This window comes from Streptomyces sp. NBC_01341 (assembly GCF_035946055.1).
Taxonomy (GTDB): Bacteria; Actinomycetota; Actinomycetes; order Streptomycetales; family Streptomycetaceae; genus Streptomyces.
Genome location: NZ_CP108364.1, coordinates 6,768,920 through 6,783,021, shown reverse-complemented (window position 1 = coordinate 6,783,021; position 14,102 = coordinate 6,768,920). Strand labels below are relative to the sequence as shown.

Here is a 14,102-nt window from a genome sequence, read left to right as displayed (position 1 = left end):
AGGGCAACGAGACACGGGGCGAACGGTTCTCATGGATCGGAACGCGCACGGCCGGCCCCCGCGGGCCCACGGCGCCCCGCGCGAGGTCCGGCGGGCTGTCGGATACGTCCCATTACACCCCGAGCGGGGCGGGCCTCCACCCCACGACTCGCCTCGGGCGCGTGCCGGGCCGGACGGCCCCCGCGCGTACCGCGACCGTGGGAATTGTCCGGCTGCTCCGGCCGTGTCGGCCTCGCGGCGGAGCCCGCCGGGCCAGCATGGCCGTCCGAACTCCCGGAGGTTGTGCATGAACGCGCCGACGCAGGCACCCACGGACCGCATGCGAGGGACGGCGGGTGCGGACCTGGCCGACCCGGCGTTCTGGAGGCTGCCGCGGTCCCGGCGACTGGCGGAATTCGCCCGGCTCCGGGAACTCGACGCCCCGGTCCGCTTCACGCCCGGCACGGGTCCGCGCACACCGTTCTACGCCCTCGTGAGGCACGCCGACGTACGGGCTGCCAGCCGGCAGCCGCTGGTCTTCGCGAGCGCGCCCGGGGCCACCACCCCGGAACCGGCGCCCTGGGCCAAGGCCCTCTTCGGCAACTCCATGGTGAACATGGACGGCGCCGGGCACGCGGGTCTGCGCAGGACCATCTCGCGCGCCTTCACGCCGAGGCTGCTCGCCGCGGCCGAGGAGAACATCTCCGCCGTCGCCGGGCGCCTGGTGGACGAGATGGCCGCCGAGGGCCCCGGCGACTTCATGCGGTCGGCGGCCTCACGCATGCCGTTCGAGATCATCTGCGACCTGATGGGCATCCCCGCCCGCAACCGCGCCGCGATCCTCGCCCGGATCGACCACGCGTCGGAATACGTCGGGGTGCAGCGCCGCGGCCGGGCGCGGCTGCGCGTGCCCGGGCGCGGTCTGCGCTCCCTGGCCCGTATGCAGTTCGAGATGGCGGGCATCGCCCGGGAGCGGCGCCGGGCCCCCGCGGACGACGTGATCTCGGCGCTCGTGCGCGCCGACATCGACGGGCAGGCACTGTCCTCCCGCGAGCTCGGCGCGTTCTTCTCGCTGCTTCTCGTGGCCGGTGTGGAGACCACCCGGAACGCGATTGCCCACGGGCTGGTCCTGCTGACCGCGCATCCGGAGCAGCGGGCGCTCCTGCGGTCCGACTTCGAGCGGTACGCCGACGGTGCCGTCGACGAGATCGTCCGCCACTCGACGCCCATCATCCAGTTCCGCCGCACGGTCGCCTCCGAGTACGAGCTGGGAGGGCGCACCTTTCTGCCCGGGGACAAGACCATGCTCCTGTACGCGTCGGCGAACCGGGACGCGTCGGTCTTCGGGGATCCCGACGCCTTCGACATCACCCGGTCGCCGAATCCCCACCTGGGATACGGCGGCGGCGGGCCCCACCACTGCCTGGGCGCGCATCTCGCGAAACTGGAGATGAAGGCCCTGTTCCGCGAAATGCTCGAACGACTGGGAGACGTGCGGTCCGTGGGAGAGCCGGGGCTGATCGACTCGAATTTCGACAATCGTGTCGGCACTCTCCCCTTCACTTTCTGACGCGTCACCCGAACGGCCCGATCGAAGCGGGCGCGCGTAGCGAATGGTCTATTCCCGGGTGGTCCCGCAGGCCCTTGTTGAATCTTTCTCCTTAATGTCGTCATGGCGGATACAGGCCGTAATCCAAGGAGGAACCGTGCCCGCACAGCGCCGGCTCATCAATTTCGGCATCGGGGCGACCGCGTTCGGCCTCCTCGTGAGCGGCGCGGTCCTCGTCGACCACGACGGCGCGGACACGGAGGCCGGAAAGGGCTCCGCGCGCAGCGCACCGGAACCGGCCGGAACGACCGCCATCGGGGCCTACCTGCATTACGGGCCCCGGGGTGTGCAGCGGATGGCGGAGCTGTCGCGATGGCTCGGCGGCACGGAACTACGGGTCGGGCACAGCTATCTGCCCGGCGACGTGTGGCAGAACATCGAGGGGCGGCCCGGCTTCCTCGCCTACTGGGCCGCGTGGCGTCGCGCGGACGCGAACAGGATGTTCGTCCTCAACACGCCCATGATGGAGCGCAACGAGGCCCGCGTCTCCGACAGCGAGGTGCGGCGCCTGCTGCGGGCCGGGGTGAACGGGTCGTACGACGAGCACTTCCGCAAGCTGGCCGAGCGCCTGGTCCTGCTGGGCATCCCCGACACCGTGCTCGTCCTGGGCTGGGAGATGAACGGGACCACGTACACGCACCGCTGCGGCCCGGACCCCGTGGCCTGGAAGGCGTACTGGAAACGCATCGTCACCACGATGCGCTCCGTGCCCGGCCAGAAGTTCCGTTTCGACTTCGCGCCGAGCAGGGGGCGGGACGCCGTGCCCTGGACCGAGTGCTATCCGGGTGACGACGTCGTGGACATCATCGGCATGGACTCCTACGACCAGCCGCCCGCCCGCACCTTCGACGAACAGGTCAGCGAACCCTACGGGCTCCAGAAGCAGGTCGACTTCGCGGCCGAGCACGGCAAGCCGATCTCCTTCCCGGAGTGGGGGCTGTTCCGAAACGGCGACAGCCCCGAGTACATGCGCCGCATGCTGGAGTGGATCGATCTCCACAAGCCGCTCTACCAGACGATCACCGACTACTGCCCGCACGGGGTGTGGCAGTGCTCCGAGAACCCCCTGTCCTCGGCGGTCTTCCGGGAGAAGCTGAGCGGGCTCCCGAACGCCGAGCCGTCCACGCCCGCACCCGACCCGAGCGGGACCCCGGCCGTGCCGAAGCCGGACAAGCCCACGCCGACGGTTCCCGTCCCGGACACCAACGCCGACGAGTGGTGCGTCAGCATCCCGCTGAGCGACTGGTTCGGCCAGTGGCTGACGGACCGCAAGTTCTGCGTACGCCGCTGAGGTCCGCCCCCGGCGGTGGGAGCGGCCTGCCGGGACCGGCGGATCGAGGGAGCACGACATGCGGGTGGCTGTGGCGGGCGGAACCGGCCCGGTGGGGCGTCCGGTCGTCGGGAACTGACGGCGGCGGGGCACGAGCCGGTCGTGCTGTCACGTGCACGGGGCGTGGACCTCGTCCGGGGCACCGGACTCGACGCGGCCCTGTCCGGTGTGGACCTGGTACGCAGGCTGCTCACCGCCCGTCAGGAGCGCCGCCTTGTGGTGCCTCTGCGGCTACCGGATGCGGCGGGCGCGGCGATGCGGGGGAGGGCCAGTTGCCTCTGGGCAAGGGGCCGAGGGGATCGGAGACGTTCGACGCGTGGCTCTCCCACGCCGGCGGTGCCCCTCACGGAACGGCCCTTCCCGCCTCTCACCACCCGGTCCACAGCAGATGGTTGATCAGCAGGGCGACGGCGGCCTGGGCTGCCAGCCAGCCCCGCCGGTCGGCGGCCGGGAGCAGCGCGGCGGCGGGAATCAGCCAGACCACGAAGGGCTGCCAGATGCGTTCCGTCTCCGCCTTGCTCATTCCCGAGAGGTCGGCGACGGCGATTGCCAGGAGCGCGGCGAGGGCCACGCACGCCAGGCGCTGAGCGGGCGTCACCGTGCCGGGTCGCAGACCGCGTACGGCGGCGGGGGCCGACGCCACCGCCCGGCGCAGGCCGGCGACGGTGGCGAGGCCCGCCGCGAGCGTGGCGCAGGCGAGGTTCGCCCAGACCCAGTAGCTGTAGGGGCGGGTCCCGCCGGCACCCTGGTAGTAGCGCTCGACCAGCAGGTGATAGGCCTCCCACCAGTTGAAGCCCGCCAGGGTGAAGGCCACGGGAGCGACCAGTGCGCCGAGCACCAGGGGACCGAGCGGCCGTGCCGTACGCGCGAGCAGGAGGACCGCCGCCAGGAGTGCCGCGACGAGTGTCAGACCGTAACTGAGGTAGCAGGTCAGCCCGAACAGCAGTCCTGAGCCCAGCGCCGCGGCTGCCGGGTGCCCGGCCGTGCGGGTCGCGGCGACGGCCAGCAGGGCCACGGACCAGGCCGCGACGGCGGCGAAGTACCCGTCGGCCGAGGTTCCCGTCCAGACGGCGAACGGGGCCAGGACGAGGAACGGGGCGGCACGCCGTGCGAGGTCTTCGCCCGTCAGTGCCCGCAGCGCGACCATCACGGCCACCGCGGCGGAGCCCCCGAGCACGATGCACCACATGCCCGCCCAGGCACCGCCCCCGAGTCCTGCCCGGTCCAGGCCGACGAAGGTGAGTGTGGCACCCGGAGGGTGTCCGGCGACGTGCGCGGGCCAGTTGCCGGGCGGCCCGATCACGATGTGGTCGGTGAATCCGCGCAGCGCGGCACCGATGTCGTCGAACCGGTCGATCACGCGCAGGTATTCGTGCTTGGTGGTCAGCCGGCGCTCGATCCCGCGGTACCAGCCCTCGATGAGGGCGAGCGAGAGGATCCAGGCCACCGAGCCGGCCCAGCAGGTGAGGAGCAGGCCCCGCCAGGGCATGCGGGCCGCGAGCCGGGGTCCGCCGGCGATGACCGCGGCGGCCACGGCCGGCGCGGCGAGGGTGCCGGGGCCGATGTGCGGGTCCCAGGAGGCCAGGAGGGGCGGCCAGTGGACCTGCAGGCTGCCGTCCCCCTCCTGGATCACCCACCCGACCCCTATGGCAACCGCCACGAGCAGCGCTCCCGCCGCGGCGGCCGTCAGATCCCGACGACGCCCGGCGGGAGCGGTCGGGACGGCGGACACCGCGGGGTCGGTGGGCACGGCGGGGTCGGGGGTACGGATCAGGTCACTGCGTTCCTCGGTCGTCACGCACGCACGCTACGCACCGACGGGCCTCGCCGGGGGGTGCGACGCCGCCGCGTCACAGATCCGTCAGATCCGCGGAGGGACACGGGCGGACGTCAGACTTTCGTCAGGAGTCGTAAGCCCCCCGGTGCGCTGCCCCGGCATAACGTCGGCACCATGCGCGACAGACACCGGCAGGCCCGTGCACACCTCCCCTCCCCCGGCTTCCCGCTTCCGACCGAGCCCGCGTTCTGGCGCAGTCCGGTGCGCGGCGCCCGGTTCACGGCCGTGCTCGGTCTGGTGCTCCTCGCGGGGATCACCCTGATGTTCGTGACCGGCCTCCTGTCGTACGCGGCGTACAACCCGGACCTCGCCGCCGTGAACGACAAGACACCGGACAAGGGGTGGCTCGGCTTCTACCTGTTCGACTGGCCCACCGGACCCCACTGGCTGTACCGGCTGACACAGGGGGTCCACGTCACCCTGGGCATCGTCCTCGTGCCGGTCCTGCTGGCGAAGCTGTGGTCGGTGGTGCCGAGGCTCTTCGCACTGCCGCCCGCCAGGTCCGCCGGACACGCCCTGGAGCGTCTGTCGCTGCTGCTGCTGGTGGGCGGGGCGCTCTTCGAATTCGTCACGGGACTGCTGAACATCCAGTTGGAGTACCTGTTCCCCGGATCCTTCTATCCGCTGCACTTCTACGGGGCGTGGGTCTTCATCGCCGCGTTCCTCGCGCACACCTGCCTGAAACTTCCCCGGGCGCTGCGGGTACTGCGTGCCGGACTCCCCGCCGGGGAGAAGGACGAACTGGCCTCGCCGCGTCCGACCGTGCCGACCGTCTCCCGGCGTGGCGCCCTCGCCACCGTGGGGGCGGGGTCGCTTCTCCTGCTGGTCACGTCGGCCGGCCGGAGCTTCGACGGCGGCCTGCGGCGCACCGCCCTGCTGACCCCGCGCGGCAGCGCCGAACCGCGTCCGGGTCCCAACGGGTTCCAGATCAACAAGACCGCGGCGAAGGTGGGCATCACTCCGGCCGACACGGGGGAACGCTGGCGGCTCACCGTCGTCGGACCGGCCGGGGAGATCCGGCTGTCGCGGACGGAGCTGCTGGCTCTGGGCCAGCACAGCGCGGCCCTGCCCATCGCGTGTGTGGAGGGCTGGTCGACGTCCGACCAGTGGTGGCGCGGAGTCCGGCTGCGCGACCTCGCCGCGCTCGCCGGATTCCCGGGTGAACCGCCCGGGGTGCTGGTCGAATCCCTCCAGCGCAGCGGGCCGTTCCGGACGGTGGCGCTCAGGGGGAACCAGGTGCGCGATCCGCTGTCCCTGCTCGCACTGGGAGTCAACGGTGAGGCGTTGTCACCGGATCACGGCTACCCGGCACGCGTCATCGTGCCGGCCGCCCCCGGCGTGATGAACACCAAATGGGTGAACCGCCTGACCTTCGGAGAGCTGTGATGAGCGTTCTGCGCCGCTGGTACGGGGAGGGACCACTGCACCTGTTGCTGATGGCCGCGTCGCTCGCCCTCGCGGGATACGCGGGGGTGCGACTGCTCGACGGGGACACCGTCATGATCCTGGTGTGGTTCGTGGGCGCCGCGTTCGTCCACGACCTGGTGCTGGTGCCGCTGTACTCGGCGGCGGACCGTGCCCTGCGGGTCCCCTTCGCGCGGCGTCCGCGACTGGTGAACTTCGTACGCGTCCCGCTGCTCCTGTCCGGGCTCCTCCTGTTGACGTGGTTCCCCCTGATCACGCGTCACGCCGAGCGCTACGAACCGGCGAGCGGGCTGTCCCCCGACAGGTTCCTGGGGAACTGGCTGCTGATCACCGCCGCCCTGTTCGCGGTGTCCGCGCTCTGGCTGGCGCTGCGGACCGTGCGGGAGCGGCGCAGGGCGAGGAACGGGCGGCCGTCGGCCTCCCACTGATCGACGGGCGTCCAGTCCTGGGACCGGGCGTAGCCGAGGAGGGCGGACACGCCGACGCGGGCCCAGGGGAAGTGGGGGCCGGCTCCCGCCTGCACGCGGCCGTCGTCGAGCCGGACCTGGACCCGCTCGTCCACGTCGTGGGGCGCCGCCTCCGTGATGAGCAGTCCGCCGGGGGCCAGCACTGCGGCGACCCGGCGGAGCAGCGCCCCGGGGTCACCGCCGATCCCGATGTTGCCGTCGATGAGCAGGGCCGTCCCCCAGCGTCCCTCGCCGGGCAGCGGCTCGAACACGCTGCGGCGGAGCGCCGAGCCGCCGAGCCGCTGGGTGCGTCCGATGGCGGCCTCGCTCACGTCGATGCCCAGGGCCCGGTGCCCACGCGCGGCCAGAGCGGCGACCAGCCGGCCGGGGCCGCAGCCGATGTCGATGACCGTGCCCTCGCTGCGGCACAGTGCCGACAGGTCGGCGGCGTCGGCTTCCGCGCACCAGCGTTCGACGTCGAGGGGCAGCAGCCATCCGTCCTTGCGCCGGAGGAAGAGAGGGCCGCGTCCCTGGCTCAGTGCTCGCGCGTACGGATCGGCGGTCGCCCACGGGGCGGAGCCCGGGCCCGCCGGCGGCAGGACCGTACTCATCGGACCGCCGCCCGGCTCAGTCGCCCGTGAGCCTCGGCGAAGCGTCCGTGCGGCGCGGCGGCGGCGACGAGGGCCGCGTCCTCGGCCGTGTCCACGTCGCGCAGCGGCGGCAGGTCCCGCACGGCGAGGCCGAGGCCCGTCAGACGGGCACGCTGGAGTCCGCCCGTGTCGGGGCGGGACATCGGAACGCCCCGCACGAGGCAGGGGTCGGGGGCCGCGAGGCCGAGGGCCCAGAAGCCGCCGTCCTCGGCCGGACCGAACCAGGCGTCGCAGCCGTCCCATCCGGCCGGGGAGAGCGCGGGGGCCAGCAGGGCGGGGGTGATCTGCGGGGTGTCCATGCCGATCAGGAGCGCAGGTCCCGTACACGTGGCGAAGGCCGCCGCGATGCGTTCGTCGAGGGTGCCCGCGCACTGCGGCAGTACGTCGAAGCCCGGTGGCGTCCACGGTCCGGGGCGGCCTTCGAGGACCAGGACCCGCCGCCGCACGGGCAGGGTGAGCACGGTCCGCAGGGTGTCCTCGAGTGCCGCGGCGGCGAGTTCAGCGGCCTCCTCGGCGCTGAAGGGCGGCGTGAGCCGGGTCTTGACCTTCCCGGGGAGCGGTTCCTTGGCGATGACCAGCAGTGTCGTCACTCCGCCGCCCGGCGTCGGTGTGCTCATCGGGTCGCCTCCGCGGGGACAGCAGGCGAGGTCCGAGTCGCGGGCTGCCGCAGCACCGCACGCATGTCCCGGACCGCGTGCCAGGTACCCCGCCAGGTGCCGGTGACCTTGGACTTGCCGGTGCGGGGCAGATACGGCACGTCCGTCTCGGCGACGCGCAGTCCGGCGTCCGACGCGCGCACCACCATCTGGAGCGGATAGCCGCTGCGACGGTCCGTCAGACCGAGCGCCAGCAGCGCCTCCCTGCGTACGGCCCGCATCGGCCCGAGGTCGTGCAGTCTCAGACCGGTACGGCGGCGGAGCATCCCGGAGAGGGCGACGTTGCCCGCCCTCGCGTGCAGGGGCCACGCGCCGCGGGCCGTGGGGCGGCGCCGGCCGAGGACCAGGTCGGTCTCGCCCTCGGCGATCCGCCGGACGAAAGAGGGGAGGAGTGCCGGGTCGAGCGAGCCGTCGCAGTCGCAGAAGCAGACGTACTCGGCCTCGGCGGCGAGCAGTCCCGCGTGACAGGCGGAGCCGAATCCGCGGCGCGGTTCGTGCACCACGGTCGCACCGAGCGAGCGGGCGATGTCCGCAGACCCGTCGGTGGACCCGTTGTCGACGACGATGGCCCGCCATCCTTCGGGGACACGGGCCAGTACCCGGGGCAGGGCCGCGGCCTCGTCGAGGCAGGGCAGGACGATGTCGGCGCGGAGGGGGGCGGCGGGATCAGCCGGCGAGTAATCGGTCACGCCGATCACCCTACGGAGCCAAAACCGGCATTCCGGGCTTCGGGATCTTACGAAACGTGGACGTCGACCGTGTGGCGGGGGGAGGCCCTCCACCCGGACGGCCGCTGATGCCACAGTGGCGCCATGCAGAACATCGCTTCCCCGCCGGACTCCGGCGGCGTGTCACCGAACGGCGGTGAGGACGGCGTGTCGCGCGGCCGTGTGCTCGTCGTCGACGACGATCCGACCGTCGCGGAGGTTGCCGCCGGCTACCTGGAACGTGCGGGCTACGACGTCGGACGGGCCGACGACGGGCCATCGGCGCTGGACAGTTTCGGTGTGCGGCGGCCCGATCTGGTGGTGCTCGACCTGATGCTGCCCGGCATGGACGGCTTCGAGGTGTGCCGGCGGATGCGTGCGCGGGGGCCCGTGCCCGTCATCATGCTCACCGCGAGGGGGGACGAGGACGACCGGATCCTGGGGCTGGAGACCGGTGCCGACGACTACGTGACCAAGCCCTTCAGTCCACGCGAACTCGTGCTGCGGGTGGAGGCGGTCCTGCGCCGGGGCCGGCGCCCCGGCCCCGGTGCCCCCGCCCGGCTCGGCGGCGCCGGGATCGGCCTGGAGCCTCTGGCCCGTCGCGCGACCCGCGACGGCAGGGATCTCTGCCTCACGCTCCGCGAGTTCGACCTGCTCGCCTTCTTCCTGAGCCACCCGGGGCAGGCCTTCACCCGCGAGGAGCTGATGCGGGAGGTCTGGGGCTGGGACTTCGGCGATCTGTCGACGGTGACCGTCCATGTGCGGCGACTGCGCGGAAAGGTCGAGACGGACCCGGCGCGCCCCTGTCTGATTCACACGGTGTGGGGCGTGGGATACCGCTTGGACCTGCCCGCCGACGACACCTCAGAGGACTGAGCGCATGGCGGACATCCTCCTCATCGCCCTCCTCGCGTTCCTCGGCGCCGCCGTGGCCGGGCTGCTCGGCGCACTGGTCCTGCGGCTGCTCCGGAACCGGCCCCTGGTGGTCTCCCTGAGCGTCGTCGCCGCCGTGGCGGTGACGGCGATGCTGGCGGGGACCCTGGCCGTGGCCTGGGCGATGTTCCTGTCTCCGCACGACCTGACGGTGGTGACGACCGTCGTGGCCATGGCCGCCGCGGTGTCGCTCGCGACCGCGGTGCTGCTGGGCCGCTGGGTGGCCGCGAGCAGCCATGACCTGACGCTGGCGGCCCGCTCGTTCGGCGACGGGGGCACGTTCGCGGCACCGCGGGGGCAGGCGACGGCGGAACTCGCCGCGCTCACGCGTGAACTGGCGGCCACCAGCGCGAAGCTCGAAAGCTCCCGGGAGCGTGAGCGCGCCCTGGAGAGATCGCGCCGGGAGCTCGTCGCCTGGATCTCGCACGACCTGCGGACCCCGCTGACCGGGCTGCGCGCCATGTCCGAGGCCCTGGAGGACGGCATGGCGCCGGACTCGGACCGCTACCTGCGGCAGATACGCCGTGAGGTGGAGCGCATGAACGACATGGTCGGTGATCTCTTCGAACTCTCCCGCATCCACGCCGGATCGCTCACACTGGCGCCCACCCGGGTCTCCGCCCACGACCTGGTCGGCGACGCCCTCGCCGGTGCCCGCCCGCTGGCCCGCGAACACGGGGTCCGCCTCGTCGGCGACCGGGTCGACGCGGTGCCCGTGGAGGTCGACAGCAAGGAGATGAGCCGGGTCATGGGCAATCTGCTGATCAACGCGATCCGGCTCACCCCGGCCGACGGGACGGTGGCGGTGGCCGCGCAGCGCTCGCCCGACGGTCTCGTGCTCTCGGTGACCGACGGGTGCGGCGGGATCCCCGAGGAGGACCTCGCGAGGGTGTTCGACACGGGGTGGAGGGGCAGCCAGGCCCGCACCCCGCCGTCGGGGGCGGGCCTCGGGCTCGCGATCGTCCGCGGGATCGTCGAGGCGCACTCCGGCCGGGCCGGCGTCAGGAATGTGGCGGGTGGCTGCTGTTTCGAGGTCACCCTGCCCGCCGCCCCGGTCTGAGGCGGGCGGACGCCGGGAGCTACGCCCGCGATCCCGTGGCAGCCCGCAGGGGTGCCGTGGCGAACTCCCGCATCCCCGCGGCGAAGTCCGTCTCCGGCTTCCAGCCGAGTTCCTCGCGCAGGCGCCGGGAATCGGCGGTCACGTGGCGGACGTCCCCGAGCCGGTACTCACCGGTGACGACGGGATCCGGCCCGCCGTGGGCCGCCGACAGGGCCCGGGCCATCTCTCCGATGGTGTGCGGGGTGCCGCTTCCCGTGTTGTAGGCGTCGAAGGTGCCCGGCGCCCGCTCGGCCAGTGCCGCGAGAGCCACGGCGTTGGCCGCCGCCACGTCCCGGACGTGGACGAAGTCGCGCCGCTGGCCGCCGTCCTCGAACACCCGGGGTGCCTCTCCCCTGGCCAGGGCCGACCGGAAGAAGGACGCGACACCGGCGTACGGGGTGTCGCGCGGCATCCCCGGGCCGTACACATTGTGGTAGCGCAGCGCCACCGCCCGGCCGCCCGTCGCGCGGGTCCACGCGGCGGCGAGGTGTTCCTGTGCGAGCTTGGTGGCCGCGTACACGTTACGGGGGTCGGCGAGGGCTTCCTCCGTGACCAGGCCGGGCACCAGTTCCGAGCCGCAGGAGGGGCAGTGCGGCTCGAATCGCCCGGCTTCGAGGTCGTCCACCGCCCTGGGGCCCGGCCTGACCGTGCCGTGCCGGGGGCAGTCGTACCGTCCCTCGCCGTAGACCACCATGGACCCTGCGATCACCAGGTCCCGGACCCCGGCCGCCGCCATTCCGGCGAGCAGGACCGCGGTGCCCAGGTCGTTGCAGCCGACGTACTCCGGTGCGTCGGCGAAGTCCTTGCCGAGACCCACCATGGCGGCCTGATGGCACACGGCGTCGATGCCGGACAGAGCACCGGCCACGGCCTCCCTGTCCCGTACGTCCGCGACGATCGTCCGGACGCCCGGAGGCAGTTGGGCCGTCGCGGACCCGCCGGGCCCGGCGGGTCCGTGCGCCGAGGGGAGCAGGGCGTCGAGGACCACCGGCTCGTGCCCGCCGGAGGCGAGGGTCCGGACGATGTACGACCCGATGAAACCGGCTCCGCCGGTGACCAGTACGCGCATGCCGCCACGCTAGGCCGCCCGCGGACCGGAGAGGCCGCGCGGCACGCCCGCGTCACGGGACCGTAAGAACCTCAGGGGCTCGTGCCGGACGCCCTTCTGCGGGTGGTCCGCGCGCAGACGGGCGTGTACGCGTCCCTCCGACGGCTCGGATGTGTGTCCCTCCGACGCGTCGCTTCCCGATCACACGGGTCTCTTCGATACTGGGGGCCGTACGCACCTGAGACAAGAGGATCGGATTCACGCCGACGGCCGGCACCTGCGGTCTGCCGTCGCTCTCTCCAGGAGGAACCGTTGCGCATGCTCATCAACGTGCCGGAGACAGTCGTCGCGGACGGCCTTCGCGGTATGGCCGCCGCTCACCCGGAGCTGCTCGTGGACGCCGAGAAGCGTCTCGTCGTCCGGCGCGACGCGCCCGTGGCAGGCAAGGTGGGGCTCGTCTCCGGCGGCGGCTCCGGACACGAGCCGCTGCACGCGGGATTCGTCGGGCCCGGAATGCTCTCCGCGGCATGCCCGGGAGAGGTGTTCACGTCTCCCGTGCCCGACCAGATGGTGCGGGCCGCGGTGGCGGTCGACAGCGGTGCGGGTGTGCTGTTCGTCGTGAAGAACTACACCGGTGACGTACTGAACTTCGACATGGCGGCCGAACTCGCCGAGGACGAGGGTGTGCGGGTCGCCCGGGTGCTCGTCGACGACGACGTCGCGGTGGCCGACAGCACCTTCACCGCGGGCCGCCGGGGCACCGGGGCGACGCTCTTCGTGGAGAAGATCGCCGGTGCGCTCGCCGACGAGGGCGCACCGCTGGAGCAGGTGGAGGCGGTGGCCCGCCGGGTGAACGAGTCCTCGCGGAGTTTCGGGGTCGCTCTCAGCTCGGTCACCACACCGGCGAAGGGCACCCCTACCTTCGATCTCCCCCCGGGGGAACTGGAGTTGGGCATCGGCATCCACGGCGAGCCCGGACGGGAGCGGCGCGCGATGATGACCTCCCGTGAGATCGCCGACTTCTCGGTCGACGCGGTGCTGGAGGACCTGCGGCCGAGCGGTCCTGTGCTCGTCCTGGTCAACGGCCTCGGCTCGACGCCGTTGCTGGAGCTGTACGGGTTCAATGCCGAAGTGCAGCGGGTGCTGTCCGAGCGGGGTGTGACGGTGGCTCGTACCCTGGTGGGGAACTATGTGACGTCGCTCGACATGGCGGGCTGTTCGGTGACCGTCTGTCAGGCGGACGAGGAGCTGGTACGACTCTGGGACGCGCCGGTACAGACGCCCGCGCTCCGTTGGGGCCGGTGAACAAACCTCCGTCGGTCCGTGTGAGGAACAGGAGATCTTGTGCTCGACACCGACTTCTTCCGTCGCTGGATGACGGCCACCGCGGCAGCCGTGGACCGCGAGGCGGACCGGCTGACCGAGCTCGACGCCGCGATCGGGGACGCCGATCACGGCAGCAACATGCGGCGCGGGTTCACCGCGGTGCGCGAGGCACTGGAGAACGAGCCACCCGCGACGCCCGGTGCCGTGCTCGGGCTGGCGGGAAGGCAGCTGATCTCGACGGTCGGCGGGGCGTCCGGACCGCTGTACGGGACCTTGCTGCGCCGCACAGGGAAGGCGTTGGGCGACGCCCAGGAGGTGTCGCCCGCCGAACTGGCCGAGGCTTTCGGCGCGGGGGTCGCGGCGGTGGCGCAGCTCGGTGGGGCGCAGGCCGGTGACAAGACGATGCTCGACGCGCTGCTCCCCGCCGTCGAGGTCCTGGCCGACTCGTTCGAGGAGGCTCACGGGGCGGCCGTGGCCGGCGCGTCGGCGACGGTCCCCCTGCAGGCGCGCAAGGGCAGGGCCAGCTATCTGGGCGAGCGCAGCATCGGGCACCAGGATCCGGGGGCGACGTCGGCCGCACTCCTGGTCGGGGCGCTCGTGGACGCTGCGGCTCACGGCGACGGGGGCGGCGCGTGACCGGGGAGAAGCAGGTCGGGATCGTGCTGGTCTCGCACAGCGGGCCGGTGGCGGAGGCCGTGGCCGAGCTGGCCGGGGGGCTGGCGGCCGGCGGCGCGACGGCCCCGGTGGCGGCGGCGGGCGGGACGTCCGCCGGAGGGCTCGGCACGAGTCCGGAGCTGATCGCCGAGGCGGCCCGGAGAGTGGACCGGGGAGCCGGTGTGGCGCTCCTGGTGGACCTCGGGAGCGCGGTGCTGACCGTGAAGTCGATGCTGGCCGAGGGCGATGAACTGCCCCCAGGAGCACGGCTGGTGGACGCGCCGTTCGTCGAGGGCGCGGTGGCCGCACTGGTGACGGCCTCCGCGGGGGGCGACCTGGACGCCGTGGAGGCTGCGGCGTCGGACGCCTACGGCTACCGGAAGACGTGAGCGCCGGGAGCCGG

The 14,102-nt window shown here is 72.9% G+C and carries 13 protein-coding genes; 8 read left to right on the top strand and 5 right to left on the bottom strand.

The window, feature by feature from the left end:
- Positions 1 to 286: 286 nt before the first annotated feature.
- Both OG206_RS29835 and OG206_RS29830 read left to right on the top strand, forming a co-directional pair.
- The gene (locus OG206_RS29835) at positions 287 to 1,549 is read left to right on the top strand and encodes a cytochrome P450 (RefSeq protein ID WP_327121561.1); all 1,263 of its coding nucleotides are present in this window, start codon (positions 287 to 289) and stop codon (positions 1,547 to 1,549) included.
- Between the two features lie 136 nt (positions 1,550 to 1,685).
- Complete coding sequence (locus OG206_RS29830; protein ID WP_327121559.1) at positions 1,686 to 2,879, top strand: glycoside hydrolase family 26 protein; 1,194 nt, start codon at positions 1,686 to 1,688, stop codon at positions 2,877 to 2,879.
- Between the two features lie 406 nt (positions 2,880 to 3,285).
- Here OG206_RS29830 and OG206_RS29825 read toward each other — a convergent pair whose 3' ends face one another.
- Positions 3,286 to 4,716 carry a hypothetical protein gene (locus OG206_RS29825; RefSeq protein ID WP_442805915.1) on the bottom strand — a complete coding sequence of 477 codons (1,431 nt, stop codon included), beginning with the start codon at positions 4,714 to 4,716 and terminating at the stop codon, positions 3,286 to 3,288.
- A gap of 153 nt (positions 4,717 to 4,869) precedes the next feature.
- Here OG206_RS29825 and OG206_RS29820 point away from each other — a divergent pair, with 153 nt between their 5' ends.
- Positions 4,870 to 6,141, top strand: a complete 1,272-nt coding sequence (locus OG206_RS29820; RefSeq protein WP_327121557.1) for a molybdopterin-dependent oxidoreductase — start codon at positions 4,870 to 4,872, stop codon at positions 6,139 to 6,141.
- A 310-nt stretch (positions 6,142 to 6,451) separates the two neighbouring features.
- Here OG206_RS29820 and OG206_RS29815 read toward each other — a convergent pair whose 3' ends face one another.
- Genes OG206_RS29815 through OG206_RS29805 form a run of 3 tightly spaced genes read right to left on the bottom strand, consistent with a single transcriptional unit; the run spans position 6,452 to position 8,621 of the window.
- A complete protein-coding gene (locus tag OG206_RS29815; protein ID WP_327121555.1) occupies positions 6,452 to 7,237 on the bottom strand; it encodes a class I SAM-dependent methyltransferase in 786 nt (261 codons plus the stop codon).
- The gene (locus OG206_RS29810; RefSeq protein ID WP_327121553.1) at positions 7,234 to 7,893 is read right to left on the bottom strand and encodes a TIGR04282 family arsenosugar biosynthesis glycosyltransferase; all 660 of its coding nucleotides are present in this window, start codon (positions 7,891 to 7,893) and stop codon (positions 7,234 to 7,236) included. Before OG206_RS29810 ends, OG206_RS29815 begins: the two co-directional genes overlap by 4 nt.
- Positions 7,890 to 8,621 carry a glycosyltransferase family 2 protein gene (locus OG206_RS29805; RefSeq protein ID WP_327121551.1) on the bottom strand — a complete coding sequence of 244 codons (732 nt, stop codon included), beginning with the start codon at positions 8,619 to 8,621 and terminating at the stop codon, positions 7,890 to 7,892. Before OG206_RS29805 ends, OG206_RS29810 begins: the two co-directional genes overlap by 4 nt.
- 123 nt (positions 8,622 to 8,744) lie before the next feature.
- Between OG206_RS29805 and OG206_RS29800 the strand changes: the two genes are divergently transcribed.
- Together OG206_RS29800 and OG206_RS29795 are read left to right on the top strand one after the other, a co-directional pair.
- On the top strand, positions 8,745 to 9,515 hold the full coding sequence (locus OG206_RS29800) for a response regulator transcription factor (RefSeq protein WP_327121549.1): 771 nt from the start codon (positions 8,745 to 8,747) through the stop codon (positions 9,513 to 9,515).
- A gap of 4 nt (positions 9,516 to 9,519) precedes the next feature.
- Positions 9,520 to 10,632, top strand: a complete 1,113-nt coding sequence (locus OG206_RS29795) for a sensor histidine kinase (RefSeq protein ID WP_327121547.1) — start codon at positions 9,520 to 9,522, stop codon at positions 10,630 to 10,632.
- Between the two features lie 19 nt (positions 10,633 to 10,651).
- Here OG206_RS29795 and OG206_RS29790 read toward each other — a convergent pair whose 3' ends face one another.
- Positions 10,652 to 11,740 carry an NAD-dependent epimerase/dehydratase family protein gene (locus tag OG206_RS29790; RefSeq protein WP_327121545.1) on the bottom strand — a complete coding sequence of 363 codons (1,089 nt, stop codon included), beginning with the start codon at positions 11,738 to 11,740 and terminating at the stop codon, positions 10,652 to 10,654.
- A 291-nt stretch (positions 11,741 to 12,031) separates the two neighbouring features.
- Here OG206_RS29790 and dhaK point away from each other — a divergent pair, with 291 nt between their 5' ends.
- Genes dhaK through OG206_RS29775 form a run of 3 tightly spaced genes read left to right on the top strand, consistent with a single transcriptional unit; the run spans position 12,032 to position 14,088 of the window.
- A complete protein-coding gene (dhaK, locus tag OG206_RS29785) occupies positions 12,032 to 13,024 on the top strand; it encodes a dihydroxyacetone kinase subunit DhaK (protein ID WP_327121543.1) in 993 nt (330 codons plus the stop codon).
- 39 nt (positions 13,025 to 13,063) lie between these two features.
- On the top strand, positions 13,064 to 13,681 hold the full coding sequence (gene dhaL / locus OG206_RS29780) for a dihydroxyacetone kinase subunit DhaL (protein WP_327121541.1): 618 nt from the start codon (positions 13,064 to 13,066) through the stop codon (positions 13,679 to 13,681).
- Positions 13,678 to 14,088 carry a PTS-dependent dihydroxyacetone kinase phosphotransferase subunit DhaM gene (locus OG206_RS29775; protein ID WP_327121539.1) on the top strand — a complete coding sequence of 137 codons (411 nt, stop codon included), beginning with the start codon at positions 13,678 to 13,680 and terminating at the stop codon, positions 14,086 to 14,088. The genes dhaL and OG206_RS29775 overlap by 4 nt, the downstream gene beginning before the upstream one ends.
- The last annotated feature ends 14 nt before the right edge of the window (positions 14,089 to 14,102 follow it).